Here is a 23,378-nt window from a genome sequence, read left to right on the forward strand (position 1 = left end):
TATATCGGCGACTGTCGCTCGTCAACGGATTCCGACACGCCCACGGAGCACGGCGCATCCCCCGTCCAGCCGCTACGGTGACGGGCATGGCCGCAGAACGAGACCTCGCGACACTGCTGCGCGGGATGAGCCCGCAGCTCAACCCGGGGCGGTACGTCTACTGCACGCTCCCCGCGCGGGTGCCCGCCGGCATGCGGCCGGTGGTGACCGTCGCCGAGCCCGAAGGGGTGACGATGGTGGTCGCCCAGGAGGAGGCGGACGCGCTCGGACTGCGCTACGAGTACGTGGCGGCCTGGATCACCCTGCGGATCCACTCGGCGCTGGAGGCCGTCGGACTGACCGCCGCCGTGTCCGGTCGGCTCGCCGAGGAGGGCATCAGCTGCAACGTGGTGGCCGGCTTCCACCACGACCACCTGTTCGTCGCCGCGGACGACGCCGACCGCGCCGTCCGCGCCCTGGAGGACCTCGCCGCCCGCTCCGCCTGACGCCACGGCCGAGTGGCCGTCTCCCTCGCCGCCTCCAACACTGGAAGTGACCGCGCGGCCACCCCTGGCCGCCCCACCGGAAGGAGACGGCCGCCATGGCCATCTGCGTCACCTGCGGCAACGACTACTGGCTGGCCTTCGAGATCAAGACGGTCACCGGCGACACCTACACCTTCGACAGCTTCGAATGCGCCATGGAGAAGCTCGCCCCGCGCTGCGAACAGTGCGACGTCCGCATCGTCGGGCACGGCGTCGAAGTGGCCGGCATGTTCTTCTGCTGCGCCAACTGCGCCCGCGTCAACGGCGGGCTCGGCGAGCAGATCCGCGACGCCGTCGGCGCGCACCCCGCCTGACCCGGCGGAGGGGGGAAAGGGGGCGGAAGAGTCGGCCTGTACGCCGGGTTCTGTCTCCCGGGTTGCTCGCGCGGCCCGGGGAGGCGGCCATCCATCTAGGGCTGCCGTTGCCGACAGCCTCGTGCGGTCCACCCGCGGACTCGGGCGAGCAGCCTTCAGACGTCCGCGCACGGTGCCCGAGGGCACCGATCTTGACCTTGCTCCAGGTGGGGTTTACCTAGCCGGCCGGGTCACCCCGGTCGCTGGTGGTCTCTTACACCACCGTTTCACCCTTACCCACCACGCGAAGCGGTGGGCGGTCTGTTTTCTGTGGCACTGTCCCGCGGGTCACCCCGGGTGGGCGTTACCCACCACCCTGCTCTGTGGAGCCCGGACGTTCCTCGGCGGGTCTGGGACCCGTCGCGACCGCCCGGCCGGCTCTTCCGCCGTAGTGGTCATCGTAGCCGCTCGGGCGGCGCCTCCCGCACACCGGCCCGGACGGCCGGCGGCTCGGCGCCGAGTCGGGCGGCCACCCGGGCCGCCGTCGCGCCCGCCCGGTCGGTGGTGGTGGCCAGGCCGAGGGCGAGGACGGCGCCGCCGAGGCCGACCAGGATCCACCAGCCGGCGTGGCTCGCCCGGGCGAAGCCGGTCGCCACCGGCCCGACCACGGCCGAGGTGACGACCGTGCCGATCACCGCCACGCCCAGCGACTGGCCGACCTGACGGCTGGTCGAGGCGACCGCGGCCGCCACGCCCGCCTGGGCGCGCGGCATCCCGGCGACGGCGGCGTTGGTGACCGGCGCGTTCACCAGGCCGAAGCCGAAGCCGAACAGCCCGTACGCGGCCAGCAGCAGCGCCGGCGGGGAGTCCGCGGCGAGCCGGGTGAGCAGCAGGCCGCTCGCGGCGAGGCCGAGCCCGGACGCGACCAGCGGCAGGCGCGGGCCCCGGCCGGCGACGATCCGCCCGGACAGCGGCGCGCAGACCAGCATCATCCCGGCCATCGGCAGCGTCCACAGGCCGGCCTCGACCGGGCCGTAGTGGCGGACGTCCTGGAGGTAGAGGGTGTTGAGGAAGAGGAAGCCGCCGAGCGCGGCGAAGGCGCAGACCGCGGTGACGGTGGCGCCGGTGAACGGCGCGCTGGCGAAGAACCGCGGGTCCACCAGCGGCTCGGCCACCCGCCGCTCCCAGAGCGGGAAGGCGCTCAGCGCGGCCACGGCGGTCGCGGCCAGGGTGAGGATCAGCGGGGAGGTCCAGCCGTTGGCCGGGCCCTCGATGATCGCGGCGGTGCCGCAGCCGAGCAGCACGATCATCAGCAGCTGCCCCACCGGGTCCAGCCGGCGCGGCCGGGGCGCGCGGGACTCCGGGACGTAGCGGGCGGTCAGCGCGATGGCGACGAGCGCCACCGGGACGTTGATCAGGAAGATCGACGGCCAGCCGGCGCTGTCCACCAGGAAGCCGCCGAGCAGCGGGCCGAGCGCCATCGAGATGCCGACCACGCCGCCCCAGACGCCGATCGCCCGGGCCCGTTCCTTCGGGTCGGTGAAGGTGTTGGCGATGATCGACATCGCCACCGGGTTGAGCATCGAGCCGCCCACCGCCTGGAGCGCCCGGAACGCCACCAGCCAGCCCAGGCCGGGCGCCTGGCTGCACAGCAGCGAGCCCAGCGCGAAGCAGACCAGGCCGGTCTGGAACACCCGGCGGCGGCCGAATCGGTCGGCCACCGAGCCGAACAGCATCAGCAGCGAGGCCAGCACCAGGGTGTAGGCGGCGGTGATCCACTGCAGCCCGGACGCCGGGGCGTCCAGGTCGCGCTGGATCACCGGCAGGGCGATGTTCACCACGGTGTTGTCGAGGCCGACGATGAACAGGCTCAGGCAGCAGATCGCCAGGACGAGCAGGCGGTGGCGGCGCCCGAGCGCGGGCCCGGGGGCTGGCGCGGGCGCGGGCGCGGCGGCGGCGCGGGGCTGGGGGTCGGGCACGGACCGATCCTCCCACCGCGGGGCGGGCCGGGGCGGGTGGGCGGCGCGTCCGGGTGGCGCGTCCAAATGGCGCCCCCCTTACGGCGGCGGTGCCTGGAGCGCGGTGAAGCGGACGGTCCGGGTGAGCGGGTCGGCCGTCGTCAGCCGGACGTCGATCACCCGGCCGAGCGGCAGCCCGCCGACCGGTCCGTCGCAGCGGGCCCGGACGGCCGGGTCGCGCAGCTGGACGGTGCCGGAGCCGGGCCGCTTCCCGTCCACGTCGACGACCACCGCGGCGAAGTCCTCGCCCTCCCGGCCGGCCAGCAGCTCCGCCTCCACCAAGTCCACGCAGGCCCGTTCGACCTCGCCGGCGCGGCGGTCCCCGCTCGCCATCAGCGCCGGGAGCGCCGGCAGCGCCTCGCGCGCCCAGTCCGGCACGTCCTCCCCGGCCGCCACCGCCGCGCAGACCTCCTGGGCGAAGCGGTCGCCGAGCCGGCGCAGCGGCGCGGTGCAGTGCGCGTACGGGGCGGCGAGCGCGGCGTGGCCCGGCTCGGCGGGGGCGGGCAGGCCGCGGGACTCGTCGAAGGCGTGGTAGCCGGCGCCGCGCAGCAGGCCGGTGCAGGCGTTGAGGAAGGCGGCGTTGAGCGGGACCTCCGGGTCCAGCGAGCGGATCAGCTCGGGGTACGGCACGGCCTGCGGCCAGTCGACGTCCAGCGCGGCGGCGATCCGGCGCAGCCGCTCGTACCCGGCGGCGGGCGCGGCGGGCAGGGTGCGCAGCAGGCCGACGCCGGCGTCCAGCATCAGCTCGGCCGCGGCCATGCCGGTGAGCAGGGAGATCTGGGCGTTCCAGCCGTCGGCGGGGCCGGGGGCGCGGTAGCCGAGGACGTAGCCGTGCAGGGTCTCCTCGACCTCCTGCTCCGGCACCGGCAGGCTGATGCCGCCGCGGGCGCGCTCCTGCTCCTCGCGCAGCCGTCCGACGGTGGCGAGCAGGCCGAGCTGCTCGTCGGCGCCGCCGACCGCCACGGCGCGCTCGACGGCGGCGTAGTCCAGGCGGCGGTGCGAGCGGACCAGGGCGCGGCGCAGGTCGGCGAGGACGACGGCGCCGTCGGCGTCCAGGTCGAGCTGCCAGAGCAGGGCGGGGCGGGGCTCGCCGGGCAGCAGGCTGGCGGCGTCCTCGGAGATCCGGGCGGGGTGCAGCGGGACGCGGTGGTCGGGGAAGTAGAGGGTCTCGACCCGGCGGCGGGCCTCGGTGTCGATCGCGCCGCCGGGGTGGACGAAGGCGGCGACGTCGGCGATCGCGTAGTGCACCCGGTAGCCGCCGCCGGGGCGGTGGGCGAGGTGCATGGCCTGGTCGAGGTCGCGGGAGCCGGGCGGGTCGACGGTGAACAGCGGCAGGTCGGTGGCGTCGTGCTCGGGCAGCCGGGGGCGCTCGGCCGCCTCCTCCGCCTCGGCGAGCACGGCCTGCGGCCACTCGGTGTGGATCTCCAGGCGGGTGCGGAGCTCGGCCAGCTCGGTGTTGATCCGGGCGGAGTCGGCGGCCTTGACGCGCAGTTTTCGGCGAGGCATGCCCGCCAGGGTAGAGCGGGAGCGGGTGGTTCCGGACGGAGGCTCAACGCCCGGTGGGGACTTCGAACCGCACAGCGCGGGCGCCCGGGTGCGCGGCGTCGGGTGCGGCGGGTCCGGTCGGTGCGCGGCGGGAGGTGCGGAAGGCGCGGGGCAGGGTGTGCGCGGCGGGCGCAGTAGGGTTGCCGGGTTCGTCCGCACACGTTGTTGAGGAGTCCGCTGTGCTGGTGCTTTTGCCGCCCTCGGAGGGCAAGGCCGGGTCCGGGGACGGCGGGCCGGTGGCCCTGGACCGGCTGTCGCTGCCCGGGCTGACGGCGGCGCGCGGCGCGGTGCTGGAGGCGCTGGTGGATCTGTGCCGGGGCGACGAGGACACCGCCGCGGAGGTGCTCGGCCTCTCCCCCGGGCTGCGCGGCGAGATCTCCAGGAACGCCGGGCTGCCGACGGCCGGCGCCCGCCCGGCGGGCGAGGTGTACACCGGCGTGCTGTTCGACAACCTCGGCCTGGCCACCCTGGACGCCGCCGCGTACGACCGGGCGGAGCGCTCGCTGCTGGTCTTCTCCGGCCTCTGGGGCGCCGTGCGGATCTCCGACCGGATCCCGTCCTACCGCTGTTCGATGGGCGTCAAGCTCCCGGGGCTGGGGGCGCTCGGGGCGTACTGGCGGAGCACGACGGCCTCCGTGCTCCCCGAGGTCGCGGACGGGCTGGTGCTGGACCTGCGCAGCTCCGCCTACGCGGCCGCCTGGAAGCCGGCCGGCGAGGTGGCCTCCCGGACCGCGACCGTCCGGGTGCTCCAGGAGCGGAACGGCAAGCGCACCGTGGTCAGCCACTTCAACAAGGCGACCAAGGGCCGGATCGTGCGGGACCTGCTGGTCACCGGCGCCGAGCCGAAGACCCCCGGCGAGCTGATGGACGCCCTGCTGGAGCTGGGCCACCAGGTGGAGCTCGCGGCGGAGGGCACCGCCCGCAGGCCGTGGCAGCTGGACGTGGTGGTCACCGACGTGCACTGACCGGCCGCCCCGGCGGGGTCAGCGCAGGTGCGAGGTGTCGTTGAGCAGCCGCAGCGATGCGTTGCCGTCCGTGTAGTACTGGACGGCGCAGACCGAGGCGGCGGCCAGCTCCATCCGGTACATCGAGTCGGGCGGGGCGCCGAGCGCCAGCCGGACCAGGGTCTTGATCGGGCTGACGTGCGAGACCACCAGCACGGTCTTCCCCGCGTACCGGGCGAGGATCTTGTCACGGGCGACGCCGACCCGGTGGGTGAGCGCGGTGAAGCTCTCCCCGCCGCCGGTCGGCCTGGCCTTGGCGGAGCCGAGCCAGGCGGTCAGGTCGTCCGGGTACCGCTCCCGCACCTCGGCGAAGGTCAGGCCCTCCCAGGCGCCGAAGTCGACCTCGCGCAGCCCGTCCTCGTACCGGACCTCCAGGCCGAGCCGGGCGGCGACGGTCTCGGCGGTCTGCCGGGTGCGCCGCATCGGGGAGGCGACGACCGCCTGGACGCTGCCGCGCGCGGCCAGCGCCTCGGCGGCCCGCTCGGCCTGCCAGCGGCCCCTGTCGGAGAGCTCCGGGTCGGTGCCGCCGCTGCCGGAGAACCGCTTCTCCGGGGTGAGCGGGGTCTCGCCGTGGCGCAGCAGCACGAAGGTGGTCGGGGTGCCGAGGTCGGCCGGGGCGGCCCAGCCGGCCTTGGGGGCGGCGGTCTCCAGCGGGGGTTCCTCGACGGCGGCGGCCGGCTTGCGGGGCTCCCACGCGCGCCCGGCCTTGCCCGCGTCCATCGCCTCGTTGGCCAGCCGGTCGGCGTCCTTGTTCCGCTCGCGCGGGATCCAGGTGTACGTGACCCGGCCGCGCGGGAAGACGGTGCGCGCCTCGGCGGCGAGCGGCTGCATGCCGGGGTGCTTGATCTTCCAGCGCCCGGACATCTGCTCGACGACGAGCTTGGAGTCCATCCGGACGTCCACCGAGGCGTCCGGGTCCAGCTCGCGGGCCGCCTTGAGCCCGGCGATCAGGCCCTTGTACTCGGCCACGTTGTTGGTGGCGTGGCCGATGAACCCGGCGGCTTCGGCGACGATCTGCCCGGTGTCCCCGTCCCGGACCACCGCGCCGTAGCCGGCCGGCCCCGGGTTGCCCCGGGACCCGCCGTCAGCCTCGACGATGAAGCGCGCCGTCACCGGCTCAGACGCCCGAGTCGGCGGTGCGGACCAGGATCCGCGAGCAGTTCTCGCAACGGACCACCTTGTCGGCCGGCTCGGCCTTGATGGCGTTCAGCTCGGTGATCGAGAACTCGGTGCGGCAGCCCTCGCAGCGGCGCTGGTAGAGGCGGGCCGCGCCGACGCCGCCCTGGGTCTCGCGCAGCTTGGCGTAGACCTTCAGCAGGTCGGCCGGGATGACGGCGGCGACGGTCTCGCGGTCGCGCCTGACCTTGTCGGCCTCCGCGTCGATCTCGGCGAAGGCGGCGTCGCGGCGGGCCTCGGCCTCCTTGAGCACGACGGTGGAGTGCTCAAGGCGGGCGGACAGCTCCTCGACCCGGGTGACGGCGCTCTCCTGGCGCTCCATGATCTCCAGCACGACCTCCTCCAGGTCGCCCTGGCGCTTGGCGAGCGAGCCGATCTCGTGCTGGAGGTTCTCCAGGTCCTTCGGCGAGGTGATCGCGCCGGAGTCCAGGCGCTGCTGGTTGCGGGCGGCACGGGAGCGGACCTGCTCGACGTCCTGCTCGGCCTTGGTCAGCTCGCGGGCGGTGTCGCCCTTCTGGGCCTCGGCGGCGACGACGAGGTCCTTGAGCGCGGTGTGGTCGGCGGAGGCCTTCTCGATCTCGGCGTGCTCGGGCAGGCTCCGGCGCCGGTGGGCCAGCTGGTCGAGCTTCGAGTCGATGGCCTGGAGGTCGAGCAGGCGGATCTGGTCGGCGGGCGCGGCGTTCAAGCGGGGAGCTCCTGTGAATCGGGTCAGGCGGTGAAGGACATGGGGGCGTGCGCGGTCCACGGGTCGGTGACCCGGTGGGAGACCTTGGTCTCCACGGTCCAGCCGCGCTTGTCGGCGGCGGCCCGCAGGGCCCGCTCGGCCAGGGTGAGCCAGGGCCACTCGGTGGCCCAGTGGGCGGCGTCGAGCAGCGCGACGGGCGCCGCCTCGGCGGCCTCGGAGGCCGGGTGGTGACGCAGGTCGGCGGTCAGGTAGGCGTCCACGCCGGCCGACCGGACGTCGGCGAAGAAGCTGTCGCCCGAGCCGCCGCACACCGCGACCCGGCTGACCAGCCGGTTCGGGTCGCCGGAGACGCGGACGCCGGCGGCCGTGGCCGGCAGGCCCTTCGCCACCTGGGCGGCGAAGGCGGAGAGGGTCAGCGGGGGCTCCAGCAGGCCGATCCGGCCGGTGCCGCGGCGGCCCAGCGGGTCGGTCGGGTCCGGTACCAGCGGGCCGGTCACCCGCAGGCCCACCGCTTCGGCGAGCGCGTCCGAGACGCCGGGGTCGGCGTGGTCGGCGTTGGTGTGGGCGACGTGCAGGGCGATGCCGTTGGTGATCAGCGTGTGCACCACCCGGCCCTTGAAGGTGGTGGCGGCGACGCTGGTGGTGCCGCGCAGGTAGAGGGGGTGGTGGGTGACCACGAGGTCGGCGCCCCACTCCACGGCCTCGTCGACGACCGCCTGGACGGGGTCGACGGCGAACAGGACGCGGCTGACCTCGGCCTGAGGGTCTCCGCAGACCAGGCCGACGGCGTCCCAGGACTCCGCCCACTGCGGCGGGTAGACCTCGTCGAGCGCGGTGATGACGTCGGACAGTTTCGGCACCTGTCGAGACTACCGTGCGCGCGGGGGCGGTCGGGCCTCGGCCGTTCGGCGGGCGGCCGGGGGCTCCCTCGCGGTTGTTCGGACGGGGGAGCTGCGGACGTACGGGTGCGCGTCAATCCGCGGGGGGCCGCGCCCGGCCGGGCCCGCGCGCTCCGTACCCGGCCGCGCGCCGGGCGGCCGTTACTCACAGCAGGGTTCTCGCACGAATTCGAAACCACGCCTTGATCACCCTTATGAGTGAAGTGACCGGCTCTGCGTTGAGGCGCCGGTTGGCTCGAAAGTAACTTCACTCCTGCGAACGGGAGTTGCCCTGGCGGCAGCCACGACCAGGGGTCGGGCGGCCACCGCGCCGGGCCGGACGGGATCCGGCCGAGCGCTCCCGCCCCGGGGCGGCACCGCCGCTCCTCCCAGGAGGACCGATCAGGCCGGGCCGACGCCCGGGTGCCCCGAGCAGTGGGCACCCGGGCGGCGGCGGAGACGAAGGGATGTGGTGGCGGATGGGAGCGGGCACATCGCTGCGTACGGCCGGGCGCGGAGGAGCGGTGGGACGCGGAGCGGGCGCGGAGGGTTCGTGGCCGGAAACGGCGCGGGCGGCCCTGTCCGGCGCCGGAGGCCGGGGAGGCGGCCGCGGCTGGGACGTCACCGTCGGCGGCTTCTGGTGCACGGCCCGGCCGTCCGGGGCCCCGCCGCTGCCGGAGCGGGGGTGGCAGCTCCGGGTGAGCGCGGCGCCGGCGGCGGGCGAGGCGGTGCTCTCGGCGGTGGTCCGGGTGCTCGCCGCGGACCCGTGCGGCTTCCGGTTCGCCGCCGGGCAGGAGTGCCTGGGCGAGCTCGACTCCCGTACGGATGGGCGAGGTTCGGCGGGCGCGTTCATCACCGTCCACCCGGCGGACGGCGCCCAGTTCCAGCGGCTGGCGGCCGAGCTGGACCGGGCCACCGCCGGGCTGCCGGGGCCGGTGCTGCCCGCCGACCGGCCGTACCGGGCCGGGAGCCGGGTGCACTACCGGTACGGCTCGTTCGCGCCGCCGGCGGAGCCGGGCGACGACGGGGGGTACCGCCCGGTGCCGCGCGGGCCACGCGGGCCGGGCGGGGAGCGGGGCGAGGACGCGCGCGGGAGGTCGTACCGGACGCCGGGGCGGGGTCGGCTTCCGTTCGGCGCTTCGGGTGCGGAGGCGGTCACGGCTGCGGGTGCGACGGCGGGCGCGACGGCCGGCGCGGGTACGGCCACGGGTTCGGGTTCGGGTACGGCCGCCGCGCGGCGGCGCCGGGGCGGGCCGCTGCTGGCCGGGCGGTACGCGGTGACCGCCGCCGTCCGGCAGTGCGCGCAGGGCGGGGTGTTCCTCGGCCGGGAGGCGTCGGGCGGCGCCGAGGTCGTGGTCAAGCAGGCCCGGGCGCACCCGGCGGCCGGCCGGGCCGGCGCCGACGCCCGCGACGCGCTGCGGCACGAGGCCGCGCTGCTGGCCCGGCTGGCGGGGCAGGGCGTGGCGCCGCGCGCCGTCGAACTGATCGAGCAGGAGGGCTCCGTCTTCCTGGTGCAGGAACGAATCGCCGGGCAGCCCCTGGACGGCTGGGTGGCCGCCCGGCTGCGGCGCGACGACGGCCCGGGCGTCGACTGGGCCGAGGCCGGACCGGTGGCGCACGGCCTGCTCGACCTGGTCGAGCGGGTGCACGCCCAGCGGCTGGTGCTGCGCGGCCTCTCCCCCGGCAACGTCATGGTCCGCCCGGACGGCGCCCTGCGGCTGGTCGGCCTCGGCCTCGCCGTCGAGGCCGGACGGCCCGCCGGCCCGGCCGGCACCCCCGGCTACCGCGCCCCCGAGCACGGGCCCGGCCGGCTCGCCCCCGCCCGCAGCCGCGTCGCCGACCCGGCCGTCGACCTGTACGCGCTCGGCGGGCTGCTCTTCCTGCTGGCCACCGGCCACGACCCGCTGCTGCCGGAGGACCTCCCGCGGGCCCGTCCGGTCGCCGAACGCCTCGGCCGCTGGCTCGCCCTCGCGGCCCGCACCGGCGGGACGGCGCGCCGGCTGGCGCCGGTGGTCCTCGGGCTGCGGGCCGAACAGCCGCGGCAGCGGTGGGGGACGGCCCGGGTACGGGCGACGCTGTGCGAGGACTCCTCGGGCGGCACCGACGCCACCCGGCCCGGCGGCAACCCCGGAACCGCCTTCCGCTCCGACGCGGCGGGCCCGTCGGCCGTCCCGCCGCGGCCGCGGCTCGGCGGCCCCCGGCCCCGGCCGGCCCCCGCGCCACCGGCCGTACGCCCGTCCCCGTCCGACACCACCGGGGTGAGCGGAGCATGAACGTGGCCACCCGCACCATGACCCAGGCCCTGCGCCGGCTGGGCTTCGCCTTCGCCGCCGACGGCAGCCACGCCGCCTGCCTCGCCTCCTCCGCCGACAGCGGCTGGTACGTGGAGAGCTGGCGGCTGCCGCAGGACGGCGGTCCCGCCACGCCGACCGCCCTGCCGCTGCCCGGCAACCGCTCGGAGAGCCCGCGCTCACAGCTGGTCGCCCTGCCGGACGGCTCGGTGCTGGCCTGCCGGCACGACGGCGAGCGGCACGACCTGGTCCGCCTCCACCCCGGCGAGCACGGCACCGTGGAGCAGCCGTCGGGCTCGCTGCGGATGGCCGGGCTGCGGGTCCTGCCGCTCCCGGTCCGGGCCGGGGCCGGCCCGCGGACGCCGGTGGCGGTCGCGCTCGGCAGCGACACCCGCCCGGCGACCACCGTCTGGCTGGTGCGCGCGGACGGCGGCGAACCCGAGCAGATCGCCGAGCTCCCGGGGCTGCACGGCGGCGGCACCTGGCTGGACCGTACCGGGGCGCTGCTCGCGCTGGACCGGGTGAACGCGGGCCGGGTCCGCACCGTGGTGCTCGACCTGCGCGGCGGCTCCGCCACCCCGCTGCTGGAGATCGGCCCGGACAGCAACGACCGCCTGGTGCTGTTCGACCCGGACAGCCGGTTCGCGATGGTGCGCAGCGACGCGCCCGGCACCGACCGGCTCGGCTGGGGCGTCCTCGGCGCCGGGGAGCCGCTGCGGTTCCCGGAGTGCCTGCACGTGGCGGGCATGCTCCTGCGGCCGGTCGCGCTGCGGGTGGCGGCGGACGGCCCGCGGGTCGCGGTGCAGATCGACCACGGCGCGGGCTCGGCGCTCGCCCTGTGGCGACCCGCGGCCGGGCGGCTGGACCGGCTGCCGGTACCACCCGGACGGCTCGGCGCGGTCGGGCACTGGGGCGAGGCGGGGCTGCGGCTGCCGTACTCCTCGCCCGACCACCCGACGGCGCTGGCCACCCTCGACGTGGACGCGCTGCTGGCGCACGGCCCGCTGCCGGCCGCCACCGGCCCGATGCCGCTGCCGCTGCAACTCGCGCCGCTGGCCTCGGGCTTGCCCGGCCCGTGGCGGGACACCGTGCCGCCCTGGCAGCCCGGCGGGGTGCGGCCGGTGAGGGCCGAGCCCCCCGGCTGGCGGCTGGACGGCAGCACCCCGCCCGGCGACGGCGGCCGCTGGCAGCCCGCGCAGAGCCTCGAACTGGCGGGCCCGGCAGGCCCGTTGGAGGCCGTGGTGTACGGCGGGGACGCCTGGCTGAGCAGCCCCCACCTGGTGCTGGCACTGCACGGCGGCCCGGCGGACGCCTGGCGGCTGGAGTTCGACCCGGCGCTGCAGCGGATGGCCGCCGAGGGGCTGGCGGTCGTCGCGCCGAACCAGCGCGGCTCCACCGGCTACGGCGTGGCGCACGCGCTGGCCATCCGGGGTGCCTGGGGCGGGCCCGACCTGGACGACGTCCTCCACCTGCTGGACGGCATCGCGGGTCAGCGCGCCGCCCTCGGCCTGGAGCCGCCGGCCCTCTTCGGGGTCAGCTACGGCGCCTTCCTGGCGCTGCTGGCGGCGGCGCACGCACCGGCCGATCAGGTCGCCCGCTGCGCGGTGGTCGCGCCGTTCCTGTCCGGCGCCCGGCTGCTGGCCGAGGCGGCGCCGCCCGTGGGGGCGCTGACCACCCGGCTGGGCGGCGGCGAGCCGATCGCCGACGCCCGCGGACCGCGCGACGTGCTGCGGCTCGCGCACCGGCTCAGCGCGCCGCTGCTGGTGGTGCACGGCGACCGGGACGAGGTCGTGCCGGTGAGCCAGTCCCGGTCGCTGCGGCACGAGCTGCTGCGGATCGGCCGGGTCGAGGGCGAGGACTTCCGCTACGTGGAGGCGGCCGGCTCCGGGCACGAGGTGCTCGCCGACGAGGGCGCCGCCGTGCTGCACGAGCTGCTGGCCGGGTTCCTGCGGACCGGTCGGCCGGGCTGATCCGCCGCCCGCGGCCCCGGACGGTCGGCGCCCGGCGCGGCTGGGGCCCGAACGGCTGGGGCCCGGCGCGGTCTGGCGGCGCGGCTCGACGGCCCGACCGGGCTCGGCGGAACGGCTGGGGCCCGAACGGCCCGCACGGCTCGCTGGGCGATCCGGGTGAACTCTCCGCAGCCGGGCGCCAGTTGCCGGCCCCGGCACGTACCCGCGCGGGCCCCGCCCCGGCCGTGGGTGCCGGGCGGGACGGCCTGCCGTCCGGGCGCCGCCGCGCGGGAGCCGGGCGGGGCCGGGTGCCGCCGCCGGCCCGGTGCCGGGCCCCCGACCGCCCCGGGACTCGCGTGATGATCTCGATAGGATCTCGCCCGCCCCGGCCGTTATGGTGGCCGGGGCACGGGCCGTGATCACCGGCTACGGGCGCGTACCGAGCACCCGATCGGGGACCCGACCGTGCGCCACCGGCGCCGGCCGGGCGCCGATGACCCGCACCCTCCGCACGGAAAAGACGATTCTCATGTCCGACACCCTCACCGACACCACCGGACCCGCGGTCACCGGGACCGACGCCGACGAGAAGACGGCCAAGGTCACCGCGTCGCACGGCCGCCACCGCGGTGGCTCCGCCGCCGACGACCGCCCGGAGTCCGACCCGCACGGCCGCCACCGCGCGGCCGGCGCGCGGGGCTGACCGCACCGGCGCCGGGGCACCGCAGAGCGGGCACCGCACCCGAGGGCCCACCGGGAGAGTCCGCACTCTCCCGGTGGGCCCTCGGCGCATCCCGGCACCCCAGGCCGCGACCCGCGAGGCCCGGCCCGCCGTCAGTCCATCGTCACGACCGTCCGCAGCGCCTCGCCGCTGCGCATCTGCGCGATCGCCTCGTTGACGTCCGCGAGCCCCACCCGGTGGGTGACCATGCCGTCGAGGTCCACCCGCCCGGCCCGCCAGAGGTCCACGACCAGCCCGATGGTGCGCGCCACCGTCGCCCCGCCGTACAGCGACGGCAGCAGGCGCTTCTCGTTGAAGAACAGCTCGCCCATGGTGAACTGCGCGAGGTCGTCCTGCGCGCCCGCGCCGATGACCACCACCGCGCCGCCGCGCCGGGCGGCCTCGTAGCCGGCCCGGACGGTGGACGCGCGGCCGACGGCCTCGAAGACGTGGTCGAAGCCGCCGCCGGGCAGCCTCCTGGCCACCGCCTTCAGCTCCTCGGGCGCGATCGCCTCGGTGGCGCCGAAGGCCAGGGCGCGCTCGCGGCGCGAGGCGACCGGGTCGACGACGGTGATCCGGGCGGCGCCGCAGACCCGGGCGCCCTGCACGGTGGCCACGCCGACCCCGCCCGCGCCGATCACCGCGACCGAGGCGCCGGGCTCGACCCGGGCGGTGTTCACCGCGGCGCCGATGCCCGTGGTCACCCCGCAGCCGATCAGCGCGGCGGCCTCGTACGGGAGGTCGGCGGGCACCTTGACGACGGCGTTCGCCGCCACCACGACCTCCTCGGCGAAGGCGCCGGTGCCGTAGAAACCGGAGGCGTCCAGCCCGCCCTCGGCGATCCGGAACCCGGGGGCGCCGAGGCCGCGCAGGCTGGCGACGCACAGGTGGCCGCGGTCCCGCCGGCAGTGGTCGCAGTGGCCGCAGGGGGCCATCCAGCAGAGCACCACGCGGTCGCCGACGGCGAGGCCGGTGACGCCCTCGCCGACCTCCACCACGTCCCCGGCGCCCTCGTGCCCGGGGACGAACGGGGCGGGCTGCGGCAGCACGCCGCTCATCGCGGAGAGGTCCGAGTGGCAGAGGCTGGCGGCGCGCATCCGGACCCGTACGGTGCCCGGCCCGAAGCCCACGGCCGTCACGTCCTCGCGGACGTCGAGGGTCTCCTGGCCGGTCTTGTAGAGGACGGCTGCGCGCATGGTGCTGCTCCCGGGGTGCCTGGTGTGTTCCTCGGATCCGACGGTCGCGCCGATTCTGGCACGGGCGGCGCGGCGCGACTAGAACGCGTTCCACAAGCCCGACCGGCTGAGCCACCGCCGAGACCGGGGCGATCGCCGCCGAGCCGGCCCCGCACCGCACCCGGATCGCCACCGACCTGCTCGCCGGCTGAGCCCGCGCCGGACGGGAGGCCCGGCCGCGCGTTTCCGGCCACCACGTCCGCGCGGCACCGGACGCCCGGCCGCGCCACCGGGCGCCCCAGGCCGTGGCCCGTGGCCCGGCACCGCGCGACCCGGCACCACCGCCCCCGCTACCGTCGAGTAGGGTCCGTGCACGTCCGTCCCCCGCCCACGTCCGAGGAGCACCACATGTCCGACCTGCTGCTGAGCGCCGAACCGGCGCCCGAGGTGCTGGCGGCGTTCGAGGGGGCCACCGGTTTCATGCCGGTGGACGAGGGGCTCGCGCTGTACGCGGCGGCGGTGGCGGCGGCCCGGGGCACCGGCCTGCCGGTGCTGGAGATCGGCACCTACTGCGGCCGCTCGGCGATCCTGCTCGCGGCGGCGGCCCGGGAGGCCGGGACGGTCGCGCTGACCGTCGACCACCACCGCGGCTCGGAGGAGCAGCAGCCCGGCTGGGAGTACCACGACCCGACGCTGGTCGACCCCGAGGTCGGGCTGATGGACACCCTGCCGCGGTTCCGCCGCGCCCTGCACGCCGCCGGGCTGGAGGAGCACGTGGTGGCGCTGGTCGGCCGCTCGCCGCGGATCGCCGCGCTGTGGGGGCGCCCGCTGGGCCTGGTGTTCATCGACGGCGGCCACACCGACGAGCACGCGACCGGCGACTACGAGGGCTGGGTGCCGCACCTGGCGCCGGACGGCCTGCTGGTGGTGCACGACGTCTTCCCGGACCCGGCGGACGGCGGCCAGGCCCCGTACCGGGTGTACCTGCGGGCGCTGGCCGAGGGCTTCGAGGAGGTGGCGGTGACCGGCTCCCTGCGCGTCCTGCGCCGCACCGCCCGGTAGCCCGTCCTCTCCCGCCGCCCCGCGCCGGTGCCCTAACGTCGTGCCGGGGCTGCCGGGCAGGGGTTCGAACGGTACGGTGGCGCGCAGCACCAGGCAGAGCATCGGCGGACGGTGGGGGCCAGCAGCGACATGACGGACCAGCAGAACAGCGCTCCGGCGGTCTGGGACCCCACCGCGCGCGGCGGCGCCGGCGGCTGGGTGCGCGGCCCGCAGCGTCCGGCCGACCCGCAGCCCGCCCCGGGCGCCCCGGCCCCCGCCGACCAGCCGGCCGCCGCGCCCCTGCCGCCCGCGACGCCGGATTCCGCCGCCCGCCCCGGCCCGATGGCCCCGCCGCCCGCGCCCGGCGGCGTCGGCGACCAGGGCCCGCCGCTGGGCGCCCGCCCGTACCTGGCCGCCTCGCCCGGCTACGACCCGCCGACCGCCCGGCTGTTCCCCGGCGCCACCCCGCCGCCGCCGGCCGCCCCGCCCGCGGCCACGCCGTTCCCCTCCCACGCGGGCCCGCAGGCCCAGGCGCCGCAGCAGGTGCCCGGCCACGACTACCTCCTGCGGCCGCCCGCCGCCCCGCCGCAGCCCCCGTACGGCCGGCCCGACCATCCGACCGGCCCCGGGGACGAGGAGGACCGGCCGGCCAACCGCAGGGCCCCGCTGCTGATCGGCTTCGCGGTGCTCCTGGTGCTGGCGATCGGCGGCGGCCTGCTGTTCGCCGCCCGCAGCGGCGACGAGGAGGACCGGGCCGCGCCCGCCCCGACCGCCGCCCCGGCGACCGGTTCCGACAACCTGCCGCCCGCCCCGGCGCCCACGGGGACGGACGGCGCGCCGAGCGCCGCCGCGAGCGCGTCCGGCGCCCCCGCCGGCACGCAGTCCCCGACCGCGACCGGCCCCGGTCCGGGCGCCCAGGCCCAGGCCCAGGCGCTGGACAGCCTGCTCAGCGAGGGCGAGAACGCCAAGGCCCCGATCGGCAGCGCCGTCGCCAAGGTGACCAGCTGCCCGCCCAAGGCCGACATCGAGAGCGCCGCGCAGACCTTCGACAACGGCGCGACCCAGCGGGCCGCCCTGCTGACCAAGCTCTCCCGGCTGACCGTCACGGACGTTCCGGGCGGCGTCGACGCGGTGAACTCGCTGAAGTCCGCCTGGCAGCTGTCGGCCGACATCGACAAGGCGTACGCGACCTGGGCGCGCGCCGTCGCCGCCCAGGGCTGCACCGGCAGGGCCCCGGCCACCCCGGACAAGAAGCGCGCGGACGAGCTCAACCCGCAGGCCACCCAGGCGAAGACGGACTTCATGAACAAGTGGAACGCGATCGCGAAGAGCTACGGTCTCACTCCGCGCACCCAGGACAGGATCTGACCGACCCGTGACCGGTTCCGCCCCCCGACCGCCCCGCCGCTCCGTCCTGCTGCGCGCCACCACGGCCGCGGCCGTGGCCGTTCCGCTCTGCACGGCGGGCTGGTTCGGCTGGCGGGCCCTCGACCACTCCGACCCGGCGGGCGCCGCGGCGACCGCGACCGCCCCGGCGGCCGCCCCGGCCCCGACGGCCACGGACCGACCGGGCCCCGCCGACGGGACGACCGCCCCGCCGCTCACCCCTCCGGTCGCGCCGCCGCCGTCCACCGCGCCCGCCGCGGCGCAGACCCCGCCAGCCGGTGGCGCCGGCACCGCCACCAGCCTGGCCGGCCGCACCGTCCTGCTCGACCCCGGCCACAACCCGGGCAACTCCGCGCACACCGCCGAGATCAACCGTCGGGTGGACATCGGCAACGCCCGCAAGGAGTGCGACACCACCGGCACCGAGACCGACGCCGGCTACACCGAGGCCGAGTACACCCTGGACGTCTCCCGGCGGGCCCGCGCCATCCTGGCCGCCCGGGGCGCCACGGTGGTGCTGGTCCAGGACGGCGACCGCCCCTGGGGCCCGTGCATCGACCAGCGCGCCCGCGCGGGCGCCGACGCGCACGCCGACGTCGCGCTCTCGGTGCACGGGGACGGCGGCCCGGCGGCCGGCCGCGGGTTCCACGTGATCATGCCCGGCCGGGTGGTCGCCGGGAAGGCCGACACCACGGCGATCGTCGAACCCTCGCACCGCCTCGGCCTCCTGCTGCGCGACCGGTTCCGCGCCGCCACCGGCGAGCCGTACGCGGACTACGTCGCCGAGGACGGCCTGGACACCCGCTCCGACCTGGGCGGTCTCAACCTCTCCACCGTCCCCAAGGTGTTCATCGAGTGCGGTAACATGCGCAACTCGACGGACGCGCAACGGATGACGGACCCTCAGTGGCGCCAGCAGGCGGCCCAGGGGATCGCCGACGCACTGACCGCGTTCCTGACGACCCAAGAGAAGACCGAAGAGCGACACGGGAGTTGAACCGCACACCCCCGGAGGACGACGCTCCGCCCGGACCGCACGGTTTGCAACGACTTCGCCCCATTCCCGGTCCCGCCGTGCACCGGCAGGACGGTTGGGCCTAGGCTTCTGGTCCGTTCGGGAGTTTCGGCCGGTCGGCCCGACCGCACGAACCACCGTCCACGACACGTCAACGAGGGGAACGTTAGTGAATCTGCGCGCTCTCACCAGGGGAGACGCCGCCGTCGCAGGCGCGGCCGTCCTGCTCTTCATCGCCTCCTTCCTGCCCTACCTGACCGCTGACTGCAGCGGCCGGTTCTGTGCGGACGCCTCAAAGAACGCGTGGAGCACGGACCTGTTCCCCGTCCTGCCCTCGATCTACCTGCTCGGCATCGTCGCCGCCGTGCTGATCCTGGTGCAGCGCTTCCAGGGCCAGGCCGCGACCAACCGTCAGGTGCTCGGTCTGCGGCTGGACCAGTGGGGCATCGCCTTCTCCGTCGCGGCGCTGTGGACCTCGGTCTGGTCGCTGGGTGCCAGCCCCTACGGTTCGAGCGTCAGCCACGGCTTCGGCGCCTGGCTGGGCTTCATCGCGCTGATCGTGCTGGCCGGCGCGGCCGCCGCGAGCCCCCTGGTGCCCGCCCTGAAGGCCCCGCTGGCCTCCGACCGCCCGGCGGCCGTCCCCGGCCAGTACGGCTACCCGGGCCAGCCCGGCCACCCGGGCGCGCCCGGCCAGTACGGCTACCCGGCCCCGGGCCAGGACCCGGCCTACGGCGCCGCCCAGGGCGGTTACGGCTACCCGGGCGCCGGCCAGCCGCAGCCCGGCCAGCCGGTCCAGGCCGCCCAGCCGCACGAGGCCGCCGCCCCGGCCCCGCAACCGGCCCCGGCCGCGCAGCAGGCCGCCGCCCCGGCGTCGGACTTCCAGCCGTTCTGGTTCGCCGTCCCGGCGCCGCGCCAGCTGGCCCCGAAGGACAACCCGGCCGGTGCCCCGGTCGGCGAGGTCGTGCCCGGTACCTGGTACCTGGCCGTCGAGCAGCGCGGCGCCGCGCTGGTCGCGCAGCTGCCGGACGGCAGCCAGGGCGTGCTGGCCGACACCACGGGCATCCAGCGCGGCTGACCTCCTCGGACGCACACCGCGAAGGGGCGGGACCGGTTCTCCGGTCCCGCCCCTTCCGTCCGTGCTCCCGGCTCAGCAGCAGTCCTGGACCACCAGCCCGGCGGGCAGCTGCTCCCCGCCGAAGACCGCGACCGTGGCCGGGTCCCCGCCGAGCGCGGCCACCGCGAGCAGCAGCGCCCCGGCCGTCCAGGTGGTGCGCTCCTCCGGCCAGATCGCGTCGTCCTCGAACACGTACCCGGTCCAGTAGGAGCCGTCCTCGTGCCGCAGGTGCTTCTGGATCCAGCGCAGGATGTCCACCGCGCGGTCGGACTGGCCGATCGCCCAGAGCGCGAGGGCCAGCTCGGCGCTCTCCCCGCCGGTCACCCACGGGCGGTCGCTGACGCAGCGCACGCCGAGGCCGGGGACGACGAAGCGCTCCCAGTCCCGCTCGATCCGGGCCAGCGCCGCCTCGCCGCGCAGGCCGGTGCCGAGCACCGGGTAGTACCAGTCCATCGAGTAGCGGCCCTTGTCCAGGAACCGCTCGGGGTGGTGGGAGACCGCGTGCCCCAGCCGGCCGGCCGCGAGCTCCCAGTCGGGCTGCGGCTCCTCCAGGTACTCGGCGACGGCCAGGCCGCAGCGCAGCGCGTGCAGGATGCTGGACGAGCCGGTGAGCAGCGCCTCGTCGGTGGCCGCGCCGTCCTCGTCGACCCGCCAGGCGATCGGACCGCCCGGCAGCCGCAGCCCGACGATGAAGTCCAGGGCGCGCCGGACGACCGGCCAGATCCACTCCAGGAAGGCGTCGTCGCCGGTGCTGAGGTGGTGGTGCCAGACCCCGACCGCGATGTACGCGCAGAAGTTGCTCTCCTTGGCCCGGTCGGTGACCACGCCGTCGGTGTAGGCCGCGTACCAGGAGCCGTCCGGGTTCTGGGTGGCGGCGAGCCAGCGGTAGGCGGCCTCGGCGGCGGCGTGCTCGCCGGCCGTGTCGAGGGCCATCGCCGCCTCGGTGTGGTCCCAGGGGTCGAGGTGGTGGCCGGCGAACCACGGGATGGCGCCGTCCGGGCGCTGCTCGGCCAGGATGCTGCGCACGGTGTCGGCGGCCTGCTCGGCGTCGAGCACCCCGTCGAGCAGCAGCACCTCGGGGACGGCGGCGGTCATGCCGCCCCGCCCGGCGCGCGGTTGGGCTTGGCGGCGTACGCCACGAAGCTCTTGCCGATCACCGGGTTGAGCGCCCGCTCGGCGGCCTTGGTGAGACTGCTGATCACCGGGGTGCCGACGATGTCCCAGACCAGCAGCTTGTGGTACGCCTTGACCGGCAGCGCCTTGTCGTTGTCCACGCCGACCGCGCACTTGATCCACCAGTACGGCGAGTGCAGCGCGTGCGCGTGGTGGGTGCCGTACGGCTCCAGGCCGGCGTCCTTGAGCTTGCCGAGCAGCTCGTCGCCCCGGTAGATCCGGATGTGGCCGCCCTCGACCTCGTGGTACTCGTCGGACAGCGCCCAGCAGATCTTCTCCGGCAGCCAGCGCGGCACGGTGACGGCGAGCAGGCCGCCCGGCTTGAGGACCCGGAACATCTCGTTGAGCACGCCCTTGTCGTCCGGGATGTGCTCCATCACCTCGGAGATGATGATCTTGTCGAAGTACTCGTCCTCGAACGGCAGCGCCAGCGCGTTGCCCTCCATCGCGACCGCCGACGCGCCCTCGGGGGCCTCACCGGCCTGCTCCATCGCCGCGAACCACCTCGTGACCTCGGCGATCTCCTCGGCGTTCTGGTCGAGGGCGATCACGTTGGCGCCGCGGCGGTAGCACTCGAACGCGTGCCGGCCCCCGCCGCAGCCCAGGTCGAGCACCCGGTCGCCGGGGGCGAGCGGGAAGCGCGAGAAATCGACGGTCAGCACTGCTGGACTCCCATTCCTATTGCTACCAAGCGTCCTTGACGCTTCGTCAGGCCTTCTTTCGGCACGCCGTGCCGCGCCGGACGGACCCGACCCGCCGTCACCGGCCGGGCGGCCGACCGGCGACCCGGCACCGCCTAGGCCACGTACCGCCAGCCCGGTCCCGAGCGGGCCCGGGCGCCGGCGCCGGTGGCGATCGCCGCCCGGTAGGCCTCGGTGGTCAGCTCGGCGGCCCGCTCCCAGGTGAACCGGGCGAGCACCCGCTCCCGTCCGGCCGCGCCGAGCCCGGCCCGCAGCTCCGGGTCGTCCAGCAGCCGGCCGAGCGCGGCGGCCAGCGCGTCCGCGTCCCCCGGCGGCACCGCCAGGGAGGTCTCCCCGTCCGGGCCGGCCACCTCGGGGATCGCCCCGCCGGTGGTGGCGACCAGCGGGGTGCCGGTGGCCATCGCCTCGGCGGCGGGCAGCGAGAAGCCCTCGTAGAGCGAGGGGACGCAGGCGACCTCGGCCGAGCGGTAGAGGTCGACCAGCTCCCCGTCGGTCAGCCTGCTGCGGAACTCGATGTGCTCCGCCAGCCCGAAGCGGCGCACCGCCTCGGCCACCGGCCCGTCGTCCTTCTGCGGCTTGCCGACCACCACCAGGTGGGCGTCCCGCTCGGTGCGGACCTTGGCGAGCGCCTCGACCAGGAAGACCAGGCCCTTCAGCGGGACGTCCGCGCTGGAGGTGGTGACGATCCGGCCGGGGACGCGCGCGGTCCGCGCCGAGGGCGACCAGAGCCGGGTGTCGGCACCGACCGGGACGACCGAGATCGCGCCCGGCGCGACGCCCAGGTGCTCGGCGATCTCGCGCTGCGAGGTGCCGGAGACGGTGATCACGTGGTCCAGCCGGGCGGCGACCCGGCGCTGCATCCGGGTGAAGGCGTACCAGCGGCGCAGCGAGAGCCGCTTGACCCGGGTGGTGGCGGCGTCCAGCTCCAGCTGCCGGTCCACGGTGATCGGGTGGTGGATCGTGGTGACCAGCGGGAAGCCGTGCCGGGCCAGGCCGAGCAGGCCGTAGCCGAGGGTCTGGTTGTCGTGCACCACGTCGTAGCGGCCCTTGTGGGCGGCCAGGTACCGGCGGGCGCGCAGCGAGAAGGTGAGCGGCTCGGGGAAGCCGCCGGTGCGCATGGTGGCGAACTCCAGCAGGTCCACCGGGCCGCGGAACTCGCCGCGGGCCGGGGTGCGGAAGGGGTCGTCGGCGCGGTAGAGGTCCAGGCTGGGCAGCTCGACCAGGCGCACCGAGCCGGGGCCCTCGACCTCGTCCAGCACCGGGAAGGGCTGGGCGCCGATCACGTCCACGTGGTGACCGAGCCTGGCCAGCTCCCGGGAGAGGTGCCGTACGTACACGCCCTGACCGCCGCAGAAGGGGTCACCGCGGTACGACAGCAGGGCAATCCGCAGCGGCTGCGCGGTCATCCTGGGCCCTCTTCTCTAGCTGCTATCGGTGCTGCCGGTCGTGCTTCCGGTCGCTAAAGTAGATCAGGTTTCAGTGGCCGGGGAACTCGTCGTCGACCACGTGAACAATGAGAGACCTCGAAGATACCGGCCCGTAGCTTTACCTCAGGAGCCAGGGCCGGTGATTCCCACCACGCCGGATCCTGCCGACCATGTGGAGCACCCCGCCACTCTCGCCCGCCCGGGAGCACCCTTGCCGCCACCCCCTTCTCCGACGATGCCGCCGCTCTCCCCGCCGGGCGAGCCGCCGCTGACCGCACGCCAGGCCGAACGGCGCCGGCGCATCCTGCGGGCCGCCACCGCGCTGGCGGTGCGGGGCGGGTACGAGGCGGTGCAGATGCGGGAGGTCGCGGAGAGCGCCCAGGTCGCCCTCGGCACCCTCTACCGGTACTTCCCGTCCAAGGTGCACCTGCTGGTGGCGGTGATGCTGGAGCAGCTGCAGGGCCTCCACGAGCACATCCGGCGGCACCCGCCGACCGACCCGGAACCGGCCCCGCGGGTCGCCGACACCCTCACCCGGGCCTTCCACGCGCTGCAGCGCGAGCCGCTGCTGGCGGAGGCGATGGTCCGGGCGCTGTCCTTCGCGGACCGCTCGGTCGGGGCCGAGGTGGACCAGGTCAGCGTCGCCACCGGACAGCTCATCCTGGACGCGATCGGCCAGTCCGGACCGCCCACCGAGAGCCAGCGCGCGGCGGTGCGGGTGATCGAGCACACCTGGCACTCGGCGCTGGTCGCCTGGCTCTCCGGGCGCGCCTCGATCGCCGAGGTCCGGGCCGACCTGCACACCGCGGCCCGGCTGCTCACCCTGCCGTGAGCGGCTGGCCGGCCGCCGCCGACTGGAACCTGTTCCTGCCACGGCCCGGGCCGCTCAGGCGCTCCGGCTGGGGCTGGTCCCGGGCGCGGCGGGCGGCTGTTCCCGGGCGCGGCGGCCGGCTGTTCCCGGGCGCGACGGCCGGCTGTTCCCGGGCACGGCGACGGCTGGGCGGTGAAGCCGCTCCGGTGGCTGGACGCTCCCGGCGCCGCGGCGGCTAGAGTCGACGGGCAGCACAACTCCATCCCGCTCCTCCCCCGGGGAAAGCCGGTGCGAATCCGGCGCTGACCCGCAGCCGTGAGTCCGGCGCCGCCCTCGGCCGCCCGGGCGAGTCGGAGCGCCCGGGGGCGGGGCGAGCGGCCAGGCCGGACGTACCCGCCCGGCACCGTCGAGGACTACGGAACGGCCCCGCCCGGGCCACCACCGCTCACCG

20 protein-coding genes, 1 other RNA gene and 1 riboswitch are annotated in these 23,378 nt (G+C 76.5%); of the genes, 11 read left to right on the forward strand and 10 right to left on the reverse strand.

The genetic code is table 11. The features are described 5' to 3' along the window. Positions 1 to 86 precede the first annotated feature (86 nt). Positions 87 to 485, forward strand: a complete 399-nt coding sequence (locus tag ACIQI7_RS10640; RefSeq protein ID WP_224273954.1) for an ACT domain-containing protein — start codon at positions 87 to 89, stop codon at positions 483 to 485. Positions 486 to 580: 95 nt separating this feature from the next. Beyond that, on the forward strand, positions 581 to 838 hold the full coding sequence (locus ACIQI7_RS10645) for a Prokaryotic metallothionein (protein ID WP_387748676.1): 258 nt from the start codon (positions 581 to 583) through the stop codon (positions 836 to 838). 23 nt (positions 839 to 861) lie between these two features. Here ACIQI7_RS10645 and rnpB read toward each other — a convergent pair. The 3 genes from rnpB to ACIQI7_RS10660 form a co-directional block, all read right to left on the reverse strand. Beyond that, positions 862 to 1,259, reverse strand: an RNA gene (gene rnpB / locus ACIQI7_RS10650) — RNase P RNA component class A. 13 nt (positions 1,260 to 1,272) lie between these two features. Continuing rightward, positions 1,273 to 2,715: an MFS transporter gene (locus ACIQI7_RS10655; protein ID WP_401108008.1), complete on the reverse strand. Its 1,443-nt coding sequence runs from the start codon at positions 2,713 to 2,715 to the stop codon at positions 1,273 to 1,275. Between the two features lie 159 nt (positions 2,716 to 2,874). Beyond that, positions 2,875 to 4,341, reverse strand: coding sequence for an RNB domain-containing ribonuclease (locus tag ACIQI7_RS10660; protein WP_401107342.1), 1,467 nt, complete (start codon positions 4,339 to 4,341; stop codon positions 2,875 to 2,877). Between the two features lie 218 nt (positions 4,342 to 4,559). On the opposite strand from ACIQI7_RS10660, the gene yaaA reads away from it, so the two are divergent. After that, the gene (gene yaaA, locus ACIQI7_RS10665; RefSeq protein WP_401107345.1) at positions 4,560 to 5,345 is read left to right on the forward strand and encodes a peroxide stress protein YaaA; all 786 of its coding nucleotides are present in this window, start codon (positions 4,560 to 4,562) and stop codon (positions 5,343 to 5,345) included. A gap of 18 nt (positions 5,346 to 5,363) precedes the next feature. Here the strand turns inward: yaaA and ACIQI7_RS10670 are convergent, their stop codons facing one another. Genes ACIQI7_RS10670 through ACIQI7_RS10680 form a run of 3 tightly spaced genes read right to left on the reverse strand, consistent with a single transcriptional unit; the run spans position 5,364 to position 8,105 of the window. After that, positions 5,364 to 6,497 carry a bifunctional RNase H/acid phosphatase gene (locus ACIQI7_RS10670; RefSeq protein WP_401107348.1) on the reverse strand — a complete coding sequence of 378 codons (1,134 nt, stop codon included), beginning with the start codon at positions 6,495 to 6,497 and terminating at the stop codon, positions 5,364 to 5,366. A 4-nt stretch (positions 6,498 to 6,501) separates the two neighbouring features. After that, entirely contained in the window at positions 6,502 to 7,245 is a 744-nt protein-coding gene (locus ACIQI7_RS10675) for a zinc ribbon domain-containing protein (protein ID WP_401107350.1), read from the reverse strand. Between the two features lie 23 nt (positions 7,246 to 7,268). Next, positions 7,269 to 8,105, reverse strand: coding sequence for a Nif3-like dinuclear metal center hexameric protein (locus tag ACIQI7_RS10680; RefSeq protein ID WP_401107353.1), 837 nt, complete (start codon positions 8,103 to 8,105; stop codon positions 7,269 to 7,271). Positions 8,106 to 8,821: 716 nt separating this feature from the next. On the opposite strand from ACIQI7_RS10680, the gene ACIQI7_RS10685 reads away from it, so the two are divergent. The 3 genes from ACIQI7_RS10685 (at position 8,822) to ACIQI7_RS10695 (ending at position 13,066) form a co-directional block, all read left to right on the forward strand. Beyond that, positions 8,822 to 10,396 carry a hypothetical protein gene (locus ACIQI7_RS10685; RefSeq protein WP_401107356.1) on the forward strand — a complete coding sequence of 525 codons (1,575 nt, stop codon included), beginning with the start codon at positions 8,822 to 8,824 and terminating at the stop codon, positions 10,394 to 10,396. Continuing rightward, complete coding sequence (locus ACIQI7_RS10690) at positions 10,393 to 12,384, forward strand: alpha/beta fold hydrolase (RefSeq protein ID WP_401107360.1); 1,992 nt, start codon at positions 10,393 to 10,395, stop codon at positions 12,382 to 12,384. The genes ACIQI7_RS10685 and ACIQI7_RS10690 overlap by 4 nt, the downstream gene beginning before the upstream one ends. Before the next feature lie 508 nt (positions 12,385 to 12,892). Continuing rightward, positions 12,893 to 13,066: a hypothetical protein gene (locus tag ACIQI7_RS10695; RefSeq protein WP_387748658.1), complete on the forward strand. Its 174-nt coding sequence runs from the start codon at positions 12,893 to 12,895 to the stop codon at positions 13,064 to 13,066. Between the two features lie 131 nt (positions 13,067 to 13,197). On the opposite strand, the gene ACIQI7_RS10700 is transcribed toward ACIQI7_RS10695, so the two are convergent. Next, the gene (locus ACIQI7_RS10700; RefSeq protein WP_401107362.1) at positions 13,198 to 14,280 is read right to left on the reverse strand and encodes an alcohol dehydrogenase catalytic domain-containing protein; all 1,083 of its coding nucleotides are present in this window, start codon (positions 14,278 to 14,280) and stop codon (positions 13,198 to 13,200) included. Between the two features lie 387 nt (positions 14,281 to 14,667). Between ACIQI7_RS10700 and ACIQI7_RS10705 the strand changes: the two genes are divergently transcribed. The 4 genes from ACIQI7_RS10705 to ACIQI7_RS10720 all read left to right on the forward strand — a co-directional run bounded on the left by ACIQI7_RS10705 (position 14,668) and on the right by ACIQI7_RS10720 (position 18,776). Next, positions 14,668 to 15,321, forward strand: coding sequence for a class I SAM-dependent methyltransferase (locus ACIQI7_RS10705; protein ID WP_401107365.1), 654 nt, complete (start codon positions 14,668 to 14,670; stop codon positions 15,319 to 15,321). 129 nt (positions 15,322 to 15,450) lie between these two features. After that, a complete protein-coding gene (locus tag ACIQI7_RS10710) occupies positions 15,451 to 16,668 on the forward strand; it encodes a hypothetical protein (protein ID WP_401107366.1) in 1,218 nt (405 codons plus the stop codon). Positions 16,669 to 16,675: 7 nt separating this feature from the next. Next, entirely contained in the window at positions 16,676 to 17,683 is a 1,008-nt protein-coding gene (locus ACIQI7_RS10715; protein ID WP_401107369.1) for an N-acetylmuramoyl-L-alanine amidase, read from the forward strand. Positions 17,684 to 17,870: 187 nt separating this feature from the next. Further along, positions 17,871 to 18,776 carry a hypothetical protein gene (locus ACIQI7_RS10720; RefSeq protein ID WP_401107372.1) on the forward strand — a complete coding sequence of 302 codons (906 nt, stop codon included), beginning with the start codon at positions 17,871 to 17,873 and terminating at the stop codon, positions 18,774 to 18,776. Between the two features lie 72 nt (positions 18,777 to 18,848). Here the strand turns inward: ACIQI7_RS10720 and ACIQI7_RS10725 are convergent, their stop codons facing one another. The 3 genes from ACIQI7_RS10725 to ACIQI7_RS10735 form a co-directional block, all read right to left on the reverse strand. Further along, positions 18,849 to 19,910: a prenyltransferase gene (locus tag ACIQI7_RS10725; RefSeq protein WP_387748646.1), complete on the reverse strand. Its 1,062-nt coding sequence runs from the start codon at positions 19,908 to 19,910 to the stop codon at positions 18,849 to 18,851. Then, complete coding sequence (locus tag ACIQI7_RS10730; protein ID WP_401107374.1) at positions 19,907 to 20,650, reverse strand: class I SAM-dependent methyltransferase; 744 nt, start codon at positions 20,648 to 20,650, stop codon at positions 19,907 to 19,909. Before ACIQI7_RS10730 ends, ACIQI7_RS10725 begins: the two co-directional genes overlap by 4 nt. Positions 20,651 to 20,784: 134 nt before the next feature. Beyond that, positions 20,785 to 22,095 (reverse strand): glycosyltransferase family 4 protein, encoded by a 1,311-nt coding sequence (locus ACIQI7_RS10735; RefSeq protein ID WP_401107377.1) that lies wholly within the window; start codon positions 22,093 to 22,095, stop codon positions 20,785 to 20,787. A gap of 256 nt (positions 22,096 to 22,351) precedes the next feature. Here ACIQI7_RS10735 and ACIQI7_RS10740 point away from each other — a divergent pair, with 256 nt between their 5' ends. Further along, positions 22,352 to 22,948 carry a TetR family transcriptional regulator gene (locus tag ACIQI7_RS10740; RefSeq protein WP_401107379.1) on the forward strand — a complete coding sequence of 199 codons (597 nt, stop codon included), beginning with the start codon at positions 22,352 to 22,354 and terminating at the stop codon, positions 22,946 to 22,948. A gap of 263 nt (positions 22,949 to 23,211) precedes the next feature. Beyond that, positions 23,212 to 23,282: riboswitch (cobalamin riboswitch) on the forward strand. Positions 23,283 to 23,378: the final 96 nt, after the last annotated feature.

It is taken from the genome of Kitasatospora sp. NPDC092039 (assembly GCF_044756065.1).
In the GTDB taxonomy this organism is placed as follows: domain Bacteria; phylum Actinomycetota; class Actinomycetes; order Streptomycetales; family Streptomycetaceae; genus Kitasatospora.